This is a genomic window from Pseudonocardia sp. KRD291 (assembly GCF_019263595.1).
Lineage (GTDB): Bacteria > Actinomycetota > Actinomycetes > Mycobacteriales > Pseudonocardiaceae > Pseudonocardia.
On sequence record NZ_JADQDD010000114.1, the window covers coordinates 1 to 17,463 of the forward strand.

The 17,463-nt window shown below is 72.5% G+C and carries 14 protein-coding genes and 1 pseudogene; 7 read left to right on the forward strand and 8 right to left on the reverse strand.

What is annotated here, in order from left to right; all coding sequences use genetic code 11:
• Both I4I78_RS16995 and I4I78_RS17000 read right to left on the reverse strand, forming a co-directional pair.
• Window positions 1-1,419, reverse strand: a pseudogene (locus I4I78_RS16995) (GH1 family beta-glucosidase); the annotation flags it as partial.
• Window positions 1,416-2,516, reverse strand: coding sequence for an ABC transporter ATP-binding protein (locus tag I4I78_RS17000; protein ID WP_218612317.1), 1,101 nt, complete (start codon window positions 2,514-2,516; stop codon window positions 1,416-1,418). The pseudogene I4I78_RS16995 and the gene I4I78_RS17000, both read right to left, overlap by 4 nt.
• A 120-nt stretch (window positions 2,517-2,636) precedes the next feature.
• Between I4I78_RS17000 and I4I78_RS17005 the strand changes: the two genes are divergently transcribed.
• On the forward strand, window positions 2,637-3,734 hold the full coding sequence (locus I4I78_RS17005; protein WP_218612318.1) for an ROK family transcriptional regulator: 1,098 nt from the start codon (window positions 2,637-2,639) through the stop codon (window positions 3,732-3,734).
• A 10-nt stretch (window positions 3,735-3,744) separates the two neighbouring features.
• Here the strand turns inward: I4I78_RS17005 and I4I78_RS17010 are convergent, their stop codons facing one another.
• Window positions 3,745-4,743, reverse strand: a complete 999-nt coding sequence (locus tag I4I78_RS17010) for a substrate-binding domain-containing protein (RefSeq protein WP_308252172.1) — start codon at window positions 4,741-4,743, stop codon at window positions 3,745-3,747.
• Window positions 4,744-5,048: 305 nt separating this feature from the next.
• Here I4I78_RS17010 and I4I78_RS17015 point away from each other — a divergent pair, with 305 nt between their 5' ends.
• From I4I78_RS17015 to I4I78_RS17035, 5 genes are all read left to right on the forward strand, one after another.
• Window positions 5,049-6,245, forward strand: coding sequence for an extracellular solute-binding protein (locus I4I78_RS17015; RefSeq protein ID WP_218612320.1), 1,197 nt, complete (start codon window positions 5,049-5,051; stop codon window positions 6,243-6,245).
• Entirely contained in the window at window positions 6,242-7,135 is an 894-nt protein-coding gene (locus tag I4I78_RS17020; protein ID WP_308252173.1) for a sugar ABC transporter permease, read from the forward strand. The genes I4I78_RS17015 and I4I78_RS17020 overlap by 4 nt, the downstream gene beginning before the upstream one ends.
• Window positions 7,136-7,140: 5 nt before the next feature.
• Window positions 7,141-8,040 (forward strand): carbohydrate ABC transporter permease, encoded by a 900-nt coding sequence (locus I4I78_RS17025; RefSeq protein ID WP_308252174.1) that lies wholly within the window; start codon window positions 7,141-7,143, stop codon window positions 8,038-8,040.
• Between the two features lie 23 nt (window positions 8,041-8,063).
• Complete coding sequence (locus I4I78_RS17030) at window positions 8,064-10,388, forward strand: beta-glucosidase (protein ID WP_218612321.1); 2,325 nt, start codon at window positions 8,064-8,066, stop codon at window positions 10,386-10,388.
• Between the two features lie 123 nt (window positions 10,389-10,511).
• The gene (locus tag I4I78_RS17035; RefSeq protein WP_218612329.1) at window positions 10,512-11,003 is read left to right on the forward strand and encodes a DinB family protein; all 492 of its coding nucleotides are present in this window, start codon (window positions 10,512-10,514) and stop codon (window positions 11,001-11,003) included.
• Window positions 11,004-11,184: 181 nt separating this feature from the next.
• Here I4I78_RS17035 and I4I78_RS17040 read toward each other — a convergent pair whose 3' ends face one another.
• The 5 genes from I4I78_RS17040 to I4I78_RS17060 all read right to left on the reverse strand — a co-directional run bounded on the left by I4I78_RS17040 (window position 11,185) and on the right by I4I78_RS17060 (window position 16,776).
• Window positions 11,185-11,826, reverse strand: coding sequence for a TRIC cation channel family protein (locus tag I4I78_RS17040; protein WP_308252175.1), 642 nt, complete (start codon window positions 11,824-11,826; stop codon window positions 11,185-11,187).
• A complete protein-coding gene (locus I4I78_RS17045; protein WP_218612322.1) occupies window positions 11,823-13,781 on the reverse strand; it encodes an FAD-dependent monooxygenase in 1,959 nt (652 codons plus the stop codon). Before I4I78_RS17045 ends, I4I78_RS17040 begins: the two co-directional genes overlap by 4 nt.
• Window positions 13,782-13,898: 117 nt before the next feature.
• Window positions 13,899-14,669, reverse strand: coding sequence for an IclR family transcriptional regulator (locus I4I78_RS17050; protein WP_218612323.1), 771 nt, complete (start codon window positions 14,667-14,669; stop codon window positions 13,899-13,901).
• Between the two features lie 65 nt (window positions 14,670-14,734).
• Window positions 14,735-15,682 (reverse strand): NmrA/HSCARG family protein, encoded by a 948-nt coding sequence (locus I4I78_RS17055; protein ID WP_218612324.1) that lies wholly within the window; start codon window positions 15,680-15,682, stop codon window positions 14,735-14,737.
• Window positions 15,683-15,831: 149 nt separating this feature from the next.
• On the reverse strand, window positions 15,832-16,776 hold the full coding sequence (locus tag I4I78_RS17060) for an NADP-dependent oxidoreductase (RefSeq protein ID WP_218612325.1): 945 nt from the start codon (window positions 16,774-16,776) through the stop codon (window positions 15,832-15,834).
• Window positions 16,777-16,893: 117 nt separating this feature from the next.
• On the opposite strand from I4I78_RS17060, the gene I4I78_RS17065 reads away from it, so the two are divergent.
• Window positions 16,894-17,394 carry a MarR family winged helix-turn-helix transcriptional regulator gene (locus I4I78_RS17065; RefSeq protein ID WP_218612326.1) on the forward strand — a complete coding sequence of 167 codons (501 nt, stop codon included), beginning with the start codon at window positions 16,894-16,896 and terminating at the stop codon, window positions 17,392-17,394.
• The last annotated feature ends 69 nt before the right edge of the window (window positions 17,395-17,463 follow it).

A 17,463-nucleotide genomic window follows, 5' to 3' on the forward strand; every position in this document is an offset into this window, starting at 1 on the left:
CTGTGTGGACGGACTCGGCCGGGTGCAGCCCGTTGGCCGCGATCACCCCTGCGTAGAAGCGGGCGCTGTCCTTGGGCGTGCGGGCCTGGGTCGCGTAGTCGACGTGCACGACGCCGAAACGCTTCGCGTACCCCCAGGCCCACTCGAAGTTGTCGAGCAGGGACCAGACGAAGTAGCCGCGGACCGGCACCCCGTCGTCGAGCGCGTCCTGCACGGCGGTGAGGTGGTCGCGCAGGTAGGCCACGCGGTCCGGGTCCGCGACGCCGGTGGGCCCGAGCCGGTCGGGGAACGCGGCGCCGTTCTCGGTGACCATCAGGTCCGGGCCGGGGTGCTCGTGGGCGATCCGGCGCAGCAGCGCACCCAGCCCGCGGCTGTCGATCGCCCACCCCATGTCGGTGCGCGGGCCGTCCGGGCGCGGGAACTCCACGTCGTCGCAGGCGATCCAGGGCGTGGCGGCCCCGTCGCCGTGGCCGTCGGCGGTCTCGCGGGGCCGCTCCCGGGTCCAGTGGCGCACCGGGGTGGGGGTGTAGTAGTTGACACCCAGGACGTCCGGTGGGGAGTGCACGAGCTCCTCGTCGCCGGGCCGGACGAACGACCAGTCGGTGACCGCCGCGGTGTCGGCGACGACGTCGGCCGGGTAGCCACCGGAGAGCAGCGGCTGCAGGAACACCCGGTTCTGCAGACCGTCCACCCGGCGCGCGGCGTCGAGGTCGCGCTCGGAGCCGGTCTCGGGCACCACCCAGGCGAGGTTGAGGCTGATCGCGATCCGGGCTCCGGGGCGTCGCGCCCGGATCGCCGCGGCGGCGAGTCCGTGGGCGAGGTTGAGGTGGTGCACCGCGGCCAGCGCCGCCGCGGGCTCGGTGCGGCCCGGGGCGTGCACCCCGGCGGCGTAGCCGAGGTAGGCGCTGCACCACGGCTCGTTCAGCGTGGTGAACAGCCGCACCCGGTCCCCGAGGGCGGTCGCGACCTCGGCCGCGTACTCGGCGAACCGGTACGCCGTCGCGCGCGCGGTCCAGCCCCCGGCGTCCTCCAGGGCCTGCGGCAGGTCCCAGTGGTAGAGCGTGGCCACCGGTTCGATCCCGGCCGTGAGCAGCGCGTCGACCAGCCGCGAGTAGAACGCCAGACCTGCCGGGTTGAGCGGGCCCGGGCCGCCCGCGGTGACGCCGGGGAAGATCCTGTTCCAGCTGATCGAGAACCGGTAGGCCTGCAGGCCGAGCCCCTGCATGAGCGTGACGTCCTCGGCGACGCGGTGGTAGTGGTCGACGGCGACGTCCCCGGTCTCGCCGCCGGCGATCCGGCCGGGGTGTGCGAGTAGGTGTCCCAGATCGACGGTGTCCGTCCGTCCTCGGCGACGGCTCCTTCCACCTGGTAGGCGGCGGTGGCCGCGCCCCAGACGAAGTCGGGCGGGAATCCGCTCACGTGTCCAGCCGCCGTCCGGTCGCGGGATCGAACACGTGCACCGCGCGCGGGTCGCGCACCGTGACCCGCACCGCGCGCCCGGCCGCGGGTGCGGACGCGCCATCGGTACGCATGACGCATCGCTGCCCGTCGGCGGCGGTACCGAGCCTGCCGTGCACGAACGTGTCCGAGCCGAGCTCCTCGGCCAGATCCACCATCAGGTCGAACGCCGGCTCGCCGTCGACGGCCGGGCGCAGCGCCTCGGGCCGGATCCCGACCGTGACCTCGGAGCAGCCGGCCGCGTCCGCCGCGGCCAGCGTCGCCCGGGGCAGGGGGAGCGGCATGCCGCCCAGGTCGGTGCCGTCCGCGGTGAGCGCCGCGGTGCGCAGGTTCATCGCCGGAGACCCGATGAACCCGGCGACGAAGGCGGTCGCGGGCCGGTCGTAGAGCTCGCGCGGGGGCGCGCACTGCTCGAGCAGGCCGTCGCGCAGCACGGCGACCCGGTGTCCCATCGTCATCGCCTCGACCTGGTCGTGGGTGACGTAGACGGTCGTCGTGCCCAGCCGCCGCTGCAGCCCGGCGATGTTGGCGCGCGTCTCCACCCGCAGCTTCGCGTCCAGGTTGGACAGCGGCTCGTCCATCAGGAACACCGCGGGCTCGCGCATGATCGCCCGGCCCATCGCGACCCGCTGGCGCTGCCCGCCGGACAGCGCCTTGGGGCGGCGGTCCAGATACGGCGTCAGTTCGAGCATCCCGGCCGTCTCGCGCACCCGCCGGGCGATCTCGGTCTTCGGCACCCGCTGCAGCCGGAGCGCGAAGCCCATGTTGTCCGCGACCGTCATGTGCGGGTAGAGGGCGTAGTTCTGGAAGACCATCGCGATGTCGCGGTCCTTGGGCTCGAGGTCGGTGACGTCGCGGCCGCCGATCTCGACGGCGCCCTCGTCGACCTCCTCCAGACCGGCCAGCATCCGCAGCGCGGTGGACTTGCCCGACCCGGAGGGACCGACCAGCACCAGGAACTCGCCGTCGACCACGTCGAGCTCCAGCTGGTCGACCGCACGCACCGGTGGTTCCCCGGGATAGACGCGGGACGCGGCCCGGTAGGCGACCTCCGCCATGATCGTCTTCCTCTCGGCTCGTCGTCCGGTCCCTATCGCCGGCAGACGATGTCTAGCCGAGGTGCACCCCTCGCCCCTACACTTTGTTCGTCTGGTGAACGAATTAATCGGAGTCCGACGATGGACGAGACCACCCGGATCGGTGCCCGTGACCTGCGCCGGCACCACCTCGGGCTGGTGCTGACCACGATCGTCCGGGACGCGCCGGTGACCCGGGCGGCCGTGGCCACGCGTACCGGCCTGACCCGGTCGACGGTCTCCGCGCTGACCGGCGTGCTCGTCGACGACGGTCTGGTCCGCGACATCGGTCCCGGCCCGGAGGCCGCGGCCGGGCGCCCCGGGCACCGCCTGGTCCCCGACCCGGCCGGGCCGGTCGGGGTCGGGCTGCAGGTCGAGCGCGACCACGTCGGCGGCTGCCTGGTCGACCTGGCCGGGCGGGCCGGACCCCGCCGGCACCGGCCCGCCGACCTGGCCGGGGCCGGGCCCGCCGTGGTGGCCCGCGCGGTCCGGACCGTGCTGCGGACGCTGCTGTGGGATGCCGTCTCCGCCGACCGGCTGGTGGCCGGGATCGTCGCCGGGGTCCCGGGTGTGGTCGCACAGGACCACCGCACCGTGCGCGAGGCGCCCGCGCTCGGGCTGACCGGTGTCGACCTCGGCGGGCTGCTGGCCGGCGAGGCCGGTGCCGTCGGTGCAGGCGGCATCCCGCTGTCGGTCCGGTCCGGCGTCGCCCTGGCGGCCGCGGCCGAGCCGGGTACTGCGTCCGGAGTGGTGGTGCACGTCGGCGGCCACTGCGAGGTCGGGGTCGTCGCGGTCCGCGACGGGCGGGTCGAGGGCGGCGACGCGGCCACCCGGTTCGGGCACCTCACCGTCCGGTCCGGGGGTCTGGCGTGTCCGTGCGGGCGCACGGGTTGCCTGAACGCAGAGCTGCGCGCCGGCGGCGCGGAGGACGAGCGCGCGCTGCGCCGGGCCGGGCGCACCCTCGGCGAGGCACTGGCCGGGTTCGCCGCGCCGCTCGCCCCGGTCGCCGTCGTGCTCGGCGGACGCTTCCGGGACGCCGGACCGGGATTCTGCGCGGCGGTCGGGTCGGCGCTGGTCCGTCACGGCGTGGCGCCGGGCTCGGTGCGCCGCGCGGAACTCGGTCCGGATGCTGCGATGCGCGGGGCGGGGACGTCCGCGGTCGCGGGGCTCCTGGCCGACCCGTGCCGGACCGCGCGGTGAGGGCCCGGTGTCAGGGCGGCGGCGGCGCGGTGCTCTCGCGGACCACCAGGTCGGTGGCCAGTTCCAGCCGCGGGACCCGGCCGTCGGTGTCCGGGCCGGAACCGTCTAGTGCCAGCCGCACCGCCTCGGCCGCCATCCGCGCCAGCGGCTGCAGCACGGTGCTCAGGGACGGGCGCAGGTACTCGCACAGCGAGATGTCGTCGAACCCGACGACGCTCAGGTCCGCAGGTACCCGCAGGCCGCGCCGGGCCGCCTCCTGGTAGACGCCGACGGCCTGCATGTCCGATCCGGCGAAGATCGCGGTGGGCGGCTCGGGCAGGTCCAGCAACGCGGTGGCGCCCCGGTGCCCGCCACCGACCAGGAAGTCGCCGAAGCGCACCAGGTCCTCGTCCGCGGCGATGCCGGAGCGACGCAGCGCGGCGCGGTAGCCGTCCACCCGCTGCTGGCTGCTGGAGAGCCGGGGCGGCCCGGAGATCACCCCGATCCGGCGGTGCCCGAGCGAGGTCAGGTGTTCGACGGCGCTGAACGCACCGGCCCAGTTCGTCGCGCCGACCGTGGCGAACGCCGGGTCGCTGCCCCCGACCGGGTCCAGCAGCACGACCGGCGCCTCCAGCGCGGCCAGCCGCGCGGTGGTCTCCGGGTCCTGGTCGCCGACGACGACGACCACCCCGTCGGTGCCCCGGGCCGCGAGCCGGTCCAGCCAGGCCCGCGAGTCCGGGTCGTCGTTGTCCGAGGTGCCCAGCACGACCTGGCGGTCGGTGCGCCGGGCCTCGGCCTCGGCGCCCCGGAGCACCTCCATCGCCCAGAACGAGTCGAGCCGGTCGAGCACGAGATCGATGAGCCCGGTCCGCCGCGGTGCGGCCGGTTTGCGCTTGCGGTATCCGCTGTGCGCGATCGCCTGCCGCACGCGCTCGCGGGTCGGCCCCGCGACGTCGGCGCGGCCGTTGAGCACCTTGGAGACGGTCGGGACCGAGACGCCTGCCTGCTCGGCGACCTCCGCGATCGTCACACGGCTGTGGTTCAGGGCTCCTCCTCGAGACACGGGCACGGGCCGGACCACCGTATCGAAACTTTCTGTCGCTGTCGTCGTCGATCTACGGCCGATATGCCTCTTGACGACCTCATCACACCGCTCTAACTTCGGCGCATTGCATTCGCAAGTCTCGGAAACTTTCGATCGCCGACTCGCTCGAAGGGGAGCACATGTCGACCTCATCACGCGTTCGAAGAACGGCCGTCGCGGCCGCCCTCGCCGCCGGACTCGCACTCACCTCGGCCTGCGGCAGCGCGGGGCCCCGCGCCGGGAGCGCCGAGATGAACCTCTGGACCCTGCAGAACGAGGGCATCAACACCGTCCAGCAGCAGGCGGTGGACGGCTTCAACGACGCAGGCGGGCCGCAGATCACGCTGACGACCTACCTCAACGACCCCTACAAGTCCGCCCTGCAGACCGCGGTCGGATCCCCCAACAGCCCCGACATCTTCTACAACTGGGGCGGCGGCAACCTACGGGGTTACGTCGAGGCAGGTCAGGTCACCGACCTGACCGGCGCGCTGGACGCGAGGCCCGAGATCAAGGATCGGTTCCTGCCCCAGGTCCTGAACGGCGGGACGATCGACGGCAAGGTCTACGGCATCCCGATGCAGGGCGTGCAGCCGTTGTCGATGTTCTACAACAAGGAGGTCTTCGCCAAGGCCGGGATCGCCGAGTTCCCGACCACGTGGCAGGGCTTCCTGGACACGGTCGACAAGCTCAAGGCCGCGGGCGTCCAGCCGATCGCGCTGGCCGGCGCCCAGTCGTGGACCGAGATGATGTACCCGGAGATGCTGCTCGACCGGGTCGGCGGGACCGAGACGTTCCAGGCCATCGCCGACGGCGAGCCCGGTGCGTGGCGGGACCCGGCCGTCGTCCGGGCGATGACGATGGTGCAGGACCTGGTCGACCATGGCGCGTTCGGCACCAACTACGCCGCCGTCGACTACGACAACCAGGCATCGCAGGCGCTGCTGACCAGTGGCCGAGCCGGCATGGAGCTGATGGGCTCCTGGCAGGTCACCAGCCTCAACGACAACTTCCCGGACTTCCTCGACGCCGGCAAGCTCGGCTGGGCACCCTTCCCGGCCGTCGAGGGCGGCAAGGGCGACCCGCGCAACGTGGTCGGCAACCCGTCGAACTTCTACTCGGTCAGCCGGTCCTCGGCCGACGCACCGGCCGCGACCGACTTCCTGCTCACCAGGATGACGAGCCCGGAGTACGTCCAGGGCATGATCGACAAGGGTCAGGTGCCCGGCCTGACGGGCCTGGACCAGCAGGTGAAGCAGGGCCGGTTCGCCGACTTCAACACGTTCACCTACGAGCAGACCAAGAACGCTCCGACGTTCACCCAGTCCTGGGACCAGGCGCTACCGGCCGCCGAGGCCCAGACGATGCTGACCAACCTGGCGAAGGTCTTCAACAAGGAGCTGACGCCGCAGCAGTTCGTCGAGGCGATGGACACGGCGAGCAGGTGAGCGCCGCGACCTCGCGGGCGGGGCGGCCCGGGTTCGTCTGGGTCGCCCCGGCCCTCGCCTTCTTCGCCCTGTTCGCGCTGGTCCCGATGGTGGTGGTGGTCTTCCTGAGCTTCACCGCCTATGACGGGCTGAACCCGCCGCAGTGGGTCGGCCTGGACAACTGGGCCCGGCTCGGCGCGGACCCGCTGTTCGCCGAGTCGCTCTGGCTCTCGTTCGGGCTGACCGCGGCGTCCTGGGTGCTGCAGACCGCGGTGGCCCTGCCGCTGGGTGTCTGGCTGGCCCGTCGCGGGCGCACCCGGGCGATCCTCGCCGCGATCTTCTTCGTCCCGCTGCTGATGTCCAGCGCCGCCATCGCGGTGCTGTGGGGGACGCTGCTCGACCCGAACTTCGGGCTCGCCGGGGTGCTCGGGCCGCTGGTCGGGATCGCCGACGGCAACGTCATCGGCAACAGCCGGTTCGCCTTCGCGGCGGTGGTGCTGGTGATCGGCTGGCAGTACATGCCGTTTCACACGCTGCTCTACCAGGCCGCGGCCCGGGCCATCCCGGTCCAGCTCTACGACGCCGCCCGGGTGGACGGCGCGGGCCGGTGGCGCACCTTCGTCTCCATCACCGTCCCGCAGCTGCGGGACACGATCATCACCTCGGGGGTGCTGATCGTCGTCGGGTCGATGACCACGTTCGAGGTGGTGCTGATCCTGACCGAGGGCGGCCCCGGCACCGCGACCCGGATCCTCCCGCTGCACATGTATCTGACCGGGTTCAGGAGCTTCGACATGGGCTACGCCAGCGCGCTGGCCGTCGTGCTGCTGGTGCTGGGGACGGCGCTGTCGCTGCTGATCGCCCGGGTCACCGGCTACCGGAAGATGGCCAGCCAGCGGGAAGGACTGTGATCACCGTGTCCACCACCGCCGACCGTGAGCGGGCCGTCGTCGGAGGGCCACCGCCGGGTGCCGGTGACCCCCGGCCACGTCGCCGGCGACGCCGAGGGTTCAACGTCCTGGGTGCGCTCGGCGCCGGTGGCTGGTTCGTCCTCGTCGCGGTGCCGCTGTACTTCCTGTTCGTGACCAGCCTGCGGGCCTCGTCGGCCTATCTCGCCGAGGGGCCGCTGGCGCTGCCCGCCGAGCTCACCGTGGACAACTACCTGCGTGTGCTCGGCTCGGACTTCCCGCGCTACTTCCTCAACAACGTCCTGGTCGCCGCGGCGTGCGTGGCGATCGTGCTGGTCCTGGCGCTGCCGGCGGCCTACGGCATCGTCCGCAGTCGCAGCCGTTGGGTCGCCCGCGGCTTCTCGGTGATGCTGCTCGGGCTCGCCGTCCCGGCCCAGGCGGTGATCGTGCCGCTCTACCTGATGGTCACCCAGCTGCGGCTCTACGACACCCTGCTGGCGGTCATCCTGCCGACCGCGGCGTTCGCGTTGCCGCTCGCCGTGGTGGTGCTGACCTCCAGCCTGCGTGACATCCCGAACGAGCTGTTCGAGGCGGCCACCCTGGACGGGGCAGGGCCCGCGCGCACGCTCGTCTCGCTCGTGCTCCCGCTGGCCCGCCCGGGGCTCGCCACGATCGGGATCTTCACCGCGCTGCAGGCCTGGAACGGGTTCCTGTTCCCGCTGGTGCTCACCCAGGACGCGTCGGTCCGCGTGCTGACCCTCGGGTTGTGGGACTACCAGGGCCAGTACGGGACGAACGTCCCGCTGATCACGGCCGCTGTCGTGCTGTCGCTGCTGCCGCTGCTCGTGGTCTACCTGCTCGGTCGCCGCTACCTGCTGGCCGGGCTCACCGCCGGTGCCGGGCGCTGACACTCCCTTACCGAAAGGCCCTCATGAGCACGGACCTGTCCCCATCGCGCGCCGAACCGGACCGGAGCCGGGTCGACGAGCTGCTCTCGATCATGACGCTGGAGGAGAAGCTGGCCCAGCTCGTCGGACTCTGGGAGGGGCGTGACCACGGACCCGGCGACGCGGACGGCGACGTCGCGCCGATGCAGGACAGCATGCAGACCGACCACGGCGGCTTCTCCGACTTCGCCCGGCACGGCCTCGGCCAGCTCACCCGCGTGTTCGGCACGACGCCGGTGGAGCCGGCGGACGGCCTCGCCCGTCTCGCGCAGCGCCAACGGCACCTGCTCTCACGGACCCGGCTCGGGATCCCCGCGCTGGTGCACGAGGAGTGCCTGACCGGGCTCGCCGCCTGGCGGGCCACGACGTTCCCGGCCCCGCCGTCCTGGGGGGCGGCGTTCCATCCGGAGCTGGTCGAGGAGATGGCGGCCGCGATCGGCGGGTCGATGGCCCGGCTCGGCGTGCACCAGGGCCTGGCCCCGGTGCTCGACGTCGTGCGCGACGCCCGCTGGGGGCGGGTCGAGGAGTGCATCGGCGAGGACCCCTACCTGGTGGCGACGATCGGCACCGCGTACGTGCGCGGGCTGCAGTCGGCGGGCGTGGACGCCACCCTCAAGCACTTCGTCGGGTACTCGAACTCGCGCGCGGGGCGCAACCTCGCGCCGGTGCACGCGGGGCCCCGGGAGATCGCCGAGGTGCTGCTGCCGCCGTTCGAGATGGCGGTGCGCGACGGCGGTGCGGCGTCGGTGATGAACTCCTACGCCGAGATCGACGGGCTGCCCGCGGCCGCCGACGCGGGCCTGCTCACCGGACTGCTGCGGGACCGGTGGGGCTTCACCGGCACCGTCGTGGCCGACTATTTCTCGGTCGCGTTCCTGCACACCCTGCACAAGGTCGCCTCCGACCTCGGCGACGCCGCCGCGCAGGCGTTGACCGCCGGGATCGACGTGGAACTACCCACCGGCACCGGGTATCTGGAACCGCTCGCGGAGCGGGTCCGGTCCGGGGCGGTCGCCCCGCAGATGGTCGACCGGGCGGTGCGCCGGGTGCTGGAGCAGAAGCAGCGCCTCGGTCTGCTCGATCCCGCCTTCGTCGACCGGCTGCCGACCGGCGACGTCGACCTCGACCCGCCCGGGCACCGGTCCCTCGCCGCCCGTCTGGCCGAGGAGTCGGTGATCCTGCTCGGGAACGACGGCATCCTGCCGCTGGGAGCCGACCCCGGCCGGATCGCGGTGCTCGGCCCGAACGCCGAGGACCCGGCGGCGTTGATGGGGTGCTACAGCTTCGCCAACCACGTCCTGGCCCAGCACCCCGGCGTCGAGCTCGGCCTCGACGTCGCGACCGTCCTGGGCGCGTTGCGCACCGAACTGCCCCGGGCCGAGCTGGTGCACCGGCCGGGCTGCGGCGTCGACACCGACGACACCTCCGGGTTCGACGAGGCGGTGCGCGCGGCGGCCCGCGCGGACGTCGCGGTCGCGGTGCTCGGCGACCGGGCCGGCCTGTTCGGCCGCGGCACCTCCGGCGAGGGGTGTGACACCGACACCCTCGAGCTGCCGGGGGTGCAGCAGCAGTTCCTCGACGCGCTGCTCGACTCCGGTACGCCGGTCGTACTGGTGCTGCTCACCGGCCGGCCCTACGTCCTGGACCGGGCCCTCGCGCGGTGCGCCGCCGTCGTACAGGCGTTCTTCCCCGGTCAGGAGGGCGGCGGCGCCATCGCCGGGGTGCTGTCCGGGCGGGTCAACCCGTCCGGGCGGCTGCCCGTGAGCCTGCCCCGCTCGGCCGGCGCGCAGCCCTACAGCTACCTGCACCCGTCGCTGGGCGCGGCGAGCGCGGTCACCTCCGTCGAGACCGCGCCGGTGCGCCCGTTCGGGTTCGGGCTGTCCTACACCCGTTTCGAGCACTCCGACCTGCAGGTGCGCACGAGCCGGGTGCCGACGGCGGGCGCGTTCACGGTGTCCTGCCGGGTCCGCAACACCGGCGACCGGGCCGGGGCCGACGTGGTGCAGCTCTACGGCAGCGACGTCGTCGCCTCGGTGACCCGTCCGGTCGCGGCACTGCTCGGCTACGCCCGGGTCGAGCTGGCGGCCGGGGAGACCGCCGAGGTCGTGTTCGACGTCCCGACCCGGCGGGTGTCGCTCCACGACCGGGGGATGTGTCACGTCGTCGAGCCCGGGACCGTGGAGTTGTTCGTCGGGACGTCGTGCGCGGACCCGGTGCTGCGCACCTCGGTCGAGCTGACCGGGCCGGTGCACGAGGTGCGCCCCGACGACCGCCGGGTGGTCGAGGTCGAGATCCGCAGGTCCTGCTGAGCCGGCAGCCGCCACGGACGACCGGACCGGGAGCTCCTGCCCTGCCCCGCCGTGAACCGCCTCGTGCGCGCCGCGCAGGATCCCTCTGGAACGATTCGGCCGGTGAACGCCACTGCTCGCTCCATGCCGCCGCTGAACGCGGACGAACGCGACACGCTCGAGGCGTGGCTCGACTTCCACCGCGCCACGCTCGCCGTCAAGTGCGCAGGACTGGACGACGCGCAGGCAGCCACCCCCTCGGTGCCGCCGTCGGTGTTCACACTGACCGGGCTGGTCCAGCACATGGCCGAGGTGGAACGCAACTGGTTCCGGCGGGTGCTCGCCGGGGAACAGGCCCCGCCCATCCACGACCAGGAGGCCGACCCCGACGGTCCCGACGGTGGCTTCGTCGTCGCGGAGGGGACCACCCTCGACGCGGCACTGGGGACGTGGGCCTCGGAGATCGCCGTGGCCCGTGAGCGCTGCGCGGACCGCACGCTGAACAGCACCGGACGGTTCATGGGCCAGGACGTCAGCCTGCGCTGGGTCTATGTCCACATGATCGGGGAGTATGCCCGGCACAACGGTCATGCCGATCTGCTTCGAGAGCGCATCGACGGTACGACCGGCGTATAGGGGTCGATCGATCAGGCCCCGGTGAGGGCCCGCACGGCTCGGGACGGACTCCGACCGGCGGGTGAGCAGGCTGGTTCCGACCGAGAAGTCGCTGGCTGCGAAGGAGAGTCCATCGACACCGTGTGACACGGGCACCCGGGCGCTGGTGGTCGCCGCGCTCGCCTGGCTCGCCGGCTGAGGCTCAGACCTGCCCCGGCGCCGATCCGCCGGGCGGGCGCGGTGCATCGAGCCGGAAGCCGACACCGATCAGCCGGATCACCAGGCACACGGCGGCCCCGAGGAGCGCGCCGAGCAGGCCCGGAGCGCCGAACGCGGCGGCCCCGACCACGACCACCGCCCCGGCCAGCGCCGGGATCGCGTACAGCTCGCTCTGCAGGATCGTGGGCACCCGCCGGACCAGCACGTCGCGGATCGTGCCGCCACCGACCGCGGTCATCGCGCCCAGCAGGACCGCCTGTCCGGCACCGAACCCGAGATCGAGCGCCTTCGCGGCCCCGGTCACCGCGAACAGGCTCAGGCCGAGCGCGTCGAAGACGGTGATCGGCGTGGCGAGGCGTTCGAGCTGACGGCTCAGGGCGAAGGCGATCAGGCCGCCGACGGCGGCGACCAGCAGGTAGCGCCAGTCGAGGAACGTCGCCGGTGGGAGGGCGCCGAGCAGCACGTCGCGCACTATCCCGCCGCCGAGCGCCGTGATCATGCCGAGGGTGATCACACCGACGATGTCGACACGGGCGACGCGGACGGCGGTGAGCGCGCCGTTCAGGGCGAACGCGAACGTGCCGGCCAGGTCCAGGGTGAGGCCCAGCGGTGCCGCGGTGTTCACGCGTGCGCTCGTGCCGGGTCGGGCCGCCGGCGCCGCCCACGGTCGGCCGTCCCGGGCTCGCGGAGCACCCCGGCGAGGAACGTGCCGAGCTCGTCGTGGGCGTCGAGAGGCAGGACGTGCGCCACGTACTGGTCGGGACGGACCACGACGACGCAGCCGGCTTCGCGGTCCACACCGCGCAGGTCGAACACGTCGGTGGACGGGTCGGGACAGAACACCTTCTCGTAGTCGACGAGACCGAACCGGCCCTTGAGGGGGAGCAGCACGGGCGGCAGGGAGCCGACGGCGACCTCACGGTGGCCCTGCTGCAGGACGGCCCGGACGTCGATGACCGAGTCGGGGTCGTCGCCGGGCGGGGTGAACCGGGCGAGCGGCGAGGAGTCCGAGGCCAGGAACCGGGTCAGGCCGCGTAGCGCGGACGTGGGCTCGGCCGGGTCCGCCCGGTCGGCGAAGAGGTAGAGCCGCCACGCCCCGTCGGCGCGGGCGGCGTGCCCGAGGTGCATCGGCGCGGCGTCGGCCAACCGGATCACCGGTGCGGAGTGGAACCGTGTGCCCACCTCGAACCCGGTGGCGAGGTCCTGGTGCCCGGTGGCGGCGGTGAGGGCGGACGGGGCGTAGCGGACGGCGACGCCTGCGGTGAAGCGGCCCTGGTCACGGAAGTAGCGCTGGAACGTGTCCGGGTCGGTGCCCGCCGTGCCGTCGGCCCGGGCGCTCAGCTGGGCTGCGAACTCGCGGTCGAAGTCGATGAGCTCCTGCGCGACCGCCTGCCGTTCGGTGGAGTAGGTGCGCAGGATCTCCGGATGCGAGGTCCCGCGGAGCACCGTCCCGAGCTTCCAGCCCAGGTTGAACGCGTCGGCCATCGAGACGTTCATGCCCTGACCGGCCTTGGCGCTGTGCGTGTGGCAGGCGTCGCCTGCGATGAAGACCCGGGGGAGACGGGAGTCGAGCTCGGCGTCGGGCACGTCGTCGAAGCGGTCGCACACGCGCTGCCCGATCTCGTAGACCGCCCACCAGCCGACCGACTTCACGTCGATCGAGTACGGGTGCAGGATCCGGTTGGCGACGGCGGTCAGCTTCTCCGGGGTGACGTTGCGGGCGCGCAGCATCTCGCCGTCGCGGTCGTTGTCGAGCTCGATGTAGAGCCGGACCAGGTACCCGCCCTCGCGCGGGATGATCAGGATGCTGCCGTGCTCGGAGTGGATGACCGACTTGAGCCGGATGTCCGGGAAGTCGGTGACCGCCAGGACGTCGAGCACGCCCCACGAGCTCTGGGTGGCGTCGCCGACGAGCCGGCGTCCGATCGCCTCCCGGGTCCGGCTGCGCGACCCGTCGCAGCCGACGACGTAGCGGGCCCGCACGGTCGAGGTCTTCCCGGTCGGTTCGCCGTCCCGCAGGTGCTCGAGGTCGACGGTCACCGGGTGCTCCACGCCGGGTGTGGTGTCGATCCGCAGGTCGGTGAGGTGTAGGCCGTAGAACGGCTCGGACCTGGTCGCCGATCGCTGCATGTGATCGCGCAGGTAGGCCAGCATCCGGGCCTGGTTCACGATCATGTGGGGCATCTCGGAGAGCCCGTCGGCGACGTCGTCGATGCGCCCGGTGCGGACGATCGATGTGCCGTCGTGCGGGTCGGGCCGCCAGAAGGACACCTCGTTGACGCGGTAACCCTCGTGGACGAGCCGGTCGGCCAGGCCGAAGGCCTCGAACATCTCCACCGTGCGACAGGCGACGCCGTCGGCCTGCCCGACCTCGAGCGGGCCGTCCCGTCGGTCGACCGTCACGGTGTGGATGTCCGGGAACTCGGCGAGCTGAGCGGCGAGGACGAGACCGGCCGGGCCGCAGCCGACGATCAGGACGTCGACCGTCTCCGGCATCCCCGACGGGCGGTCGGCGAGCGCAGGGTGGGGATCGGCGACGAACGGATCACCGGGGGTGTATCCGTCGAGGTAGAACTGCATCACGGCTCCTGAGGGCATCTCGTCGGCGTCGCGACGACCGTCTCGCCACACGTCGCCGCCTCGACCCCATCGTGTGCGACGCCGCCATCGCGGGGTAGGAAGTTCTGTGGAGAAGAACTACTCGAGCTCGGTCGGAAGGCGTCCTGCGACTCCGGAAAGATCACGATCGATCGCGGCGGCGGTGTCGGCGAGCGCGGCCGTCAGCTCGGGGAGCCGGTGGCGGTCGTACCGGGCGGTGGGCATCGCCACCGAGAGGGCCGCCGCGGGAGTCCGGCCCGGCCCGCCGACCGGGTGTCCGATCGCCGTGAGGCCGGTCTCCGTCGCTCCCTGGTTGATCGCGACCCCGCGTCGCCGGGTCTGCCGGACGATGCGCTCGACCTCCGCGCGGGAGACCCCGTCCGCGGCCTCGTCGGAGTATCGGGACGCGATCTCGTCCCGGCTCAGACCCGCCAGCAGGGCTCGCCCGCCGGACGCCAGGTGCGCGGGCAACAGACGTCCCTCACGGTCCCCGACGCGCAGGACGTGCTCGCACTCCACGGTCGCGACCATCTGCACCTGCGCACCGCGCAGCACCATCAGGTTGGCCGACTCTCCGACCCGGTCGACGAGGGCCCGCAGGCGCGGTCGGGCGATCGTCCGCAGCCGGGCGACCGGCTCGACCCGGCCGAGCGGGCCCAGGGCGGGGCCGGAGGCGTAACGGCGGTCCGCGCCCTGTACCGCGAAGTCCCGGTAGACCAGCATCGACAGCAGCCGGTGTGCGGTCGAGCGGGCGACCCCGAGCCGCTCGGCGGCGTCGGTGACCCCCATCGGGCCCTCCTGCTGCAGCAGCACCGCCAACCGCAGGGCGTGGTCGACGGACTCGATGCTGTAGGTCGGCTTGTTCCGCACAGAGGAATTCTAAAGGGCGCCATCCATCGGGTGGGCCGATCCCGAGTGTCGGCTGTCGATGGTGGTCATGCGGGCCTGACCGTCTCGACGTGCTCGGCCAGCCAACTGCGGAATGTCTGAAGCCGCGGGTTGAGGGTGCGGACCAGGTCGAGGTCGCGTGCGCCCACGAAGTCGTACTCGCCTTCGACGTAGAACTGGAACATGTTGCCGAACTCGTCACCTGCGGGCAGCCCGAGCGAACGGAACTGATCGGGTGTGAGCGGGCGGTAGTCGACCGGTTCGCCCAGCGCGTCGGCGAACGCTGCGGCGTACTGGGCGCCGGTCAGGTGCTCACCCGCAATGCTCACCGTCGTGCCGACGTACTCGTCGCCCGCGGCGAACACGCCGTAGGCGGTGCGACCGATGTCCTCCACCGCGATGCCCGACAGTCTGGCCTCGCCCAGCGGCAACGTGAACACGAGCCGCCCGTCCTCGCCCCGCTGCGGGCCGGTGCCCTGGGCGAACCCCTCCCAGTAGAAGGTGGGCCGCAGGAAGGTCGCGGGGACGCCCGAGTCGCGGAAGAAGGCGTCCGCGTCGGCCTTGGCGTCGAAGTGGGGGACCGAGTAGCGGCCCTGTAGCACCGGAACCCGCTGGTCGGACACCGGGAGGACCTCACGCGTGTCCTCCAGCGTCGACCAGATGACGTGGGCGACGCCCGCCGCCTTCGCGGCGCGCGCGGCCGTCGCGGCCTGCGCCAGTTCGACGTCCGCGGACATGGACTCCCAGAAGTTGGTCACCACGTAGGCGCCGTGGGCACCCTCGAACGCCGCCCGCAGTGAGTCCTCGTCCTCCAGGCTCGCCTCCACGACGTCGACGCCGAGTTCGACCAGCGCGCGAGCATTCGCCGAGCCGGCGTTCCTGGTGACGGCGCGTGGAACGAACGGACCGTCGGGGTCGTCCAGAATGGCCCTGACCAGGCCTCCGCCCTGTGCGCCCGTCGACCCCAGCACGGAAATGATCTTCTTGGCACTCACGGGCACTCCCTCTGCAGCGTCGCCGAATCCCCTGCGGCAACGTGCCTGGTTGAACAGGTGGACTATCCGAAGGCCGGTCGCGTCCTCGATGCGGGCCGGGGCCGCGGTGGTCGGGACGACGGGGCCGCCGGCGCGTGCCCGATGGTGGGTCAGGCCGAGGGCGCGAGGACGACGACCTTGCCGGCCAGAGTTCCTGCAGCCGCCCGGGTGTGGACCGAGCGCAGGTCTGCCAGGGCGATGCGCTCGCCGATGTCGACGGTCAGTTCGCCGCGGTCCACGCGCGCCACGAGTTCTGCTAGCTGGGTGGCGTCGCTGCGGACGAACAGGTCGATGGCGCGCACGCCGCGTCCCTCGTCGGCGGGGGCTGGCATCCATACGGTGGTGCTGACCACGACGCCGCCGTCACCGACCAGGGCGGCCAGCGCCGTGAACTGGGCGGGGTCGATCGGCGCGAGGTTGAGCAGGACGTCGACGGGCTCGGTGACCGCGGTGGGCACCTCGGTGCTGGTGTGGTCGATGACCTCGTCGGCACCGGCGGTCCTGACCTGCTCGCTGCTGTGGGGGCTTGCGGTGGCGATGACGTAGGCACCGGCTGCCTTGGCCAGCTGTACCGCGTAGCCGCCCACGGCTCCGCCGGCGCCGTTGATCAGGATGCGCTGTCCGGGCTTGAGCTCGGCATGGTCGAAAAGGGCCTGCCATGCGGTGAGACCGACCACGGGCAGCGCGGCCGCGTCGGCGAGCGGAATGGTCGTCGGAGCCGGCGCCAGGCTCTGCGCGGGTACCAGGACGTACTCCGCCGAGGCACCGTCGACGACGAAGGAAAGGAAGCCGACCACCCGGTCACCGACCGCGAGGCCGTGCACACCCTCGCCCAGGGCGTCGACCGTTCCCGCGACGTCCACACCGGGGACGTGCGGCATGGTCAGGGGCATCGGGCCCTGCATGAGGCCCGCTCGGATGTTGCCCTCGACGCCGTTGAAGGTCGTCGCCGCGACGCGCACGCGCACCTGGCCGTCGCCGGGGACCGGCTCGTCGACGTCCTCGTAGCGCAGGACGTCGGGGTCGCCGAACTCGTGGAACCGAATTGCCTTCATCGCTGACGCTCCTTCGGATCATGTGTGCTTCGAAGCCGAAGCACTCAAGCAATCTAACACCACTTCGAGTTCGAAGCAAGTGCTACGAAGATGAAGTACCCTGCTAGCGTCGCCGGCGTGACCGACGAGCAGCCGTCCCTCGACGCCGTTGAGCTTGGCGCGTACTTCGCACTCATGGAGGTGGCAGGCCTACTCCGGCACGCGGTCGATCAGCAGCTGCTGCGCGAGGCCGGGGACCTCAGCTATGTGCAGTTCCAGCTCCTGACCCGGCTGGGTCTCGATTCGTCGACGGGCAGCGAACGCATGACCGACCTGGCTGACGGCGTCGTCTACAGCCGCAGCGGTCTGACCTATCAGGCCGGACTCCTCGAGAAGGCCGACCTGGTCGCCCGTACACCGTCGGCGAACGATGAGCGGGAGGTCACGGTCGGGATCACCGATGCCGGGCGGACACTGCTGGCCACGGTGCTCCCCGGCCACACCGAGGTGATCGGCCGTCACCTCTTCCAACCGTTGACGGCCGAAGACGCCGAGGCCCTGGCCGACCTGTTGGCGCCGGTACGTGACCACATGCGTTCGTTGCCGCCCCGTTCGGCAGAGCCTCGCTACCGGCGATGACCCCCAGCTACTCGGCAGATGGAAGCACGAACTCCACGCCGTAGTCGGGCACGAGTGCGATGGCTCGTT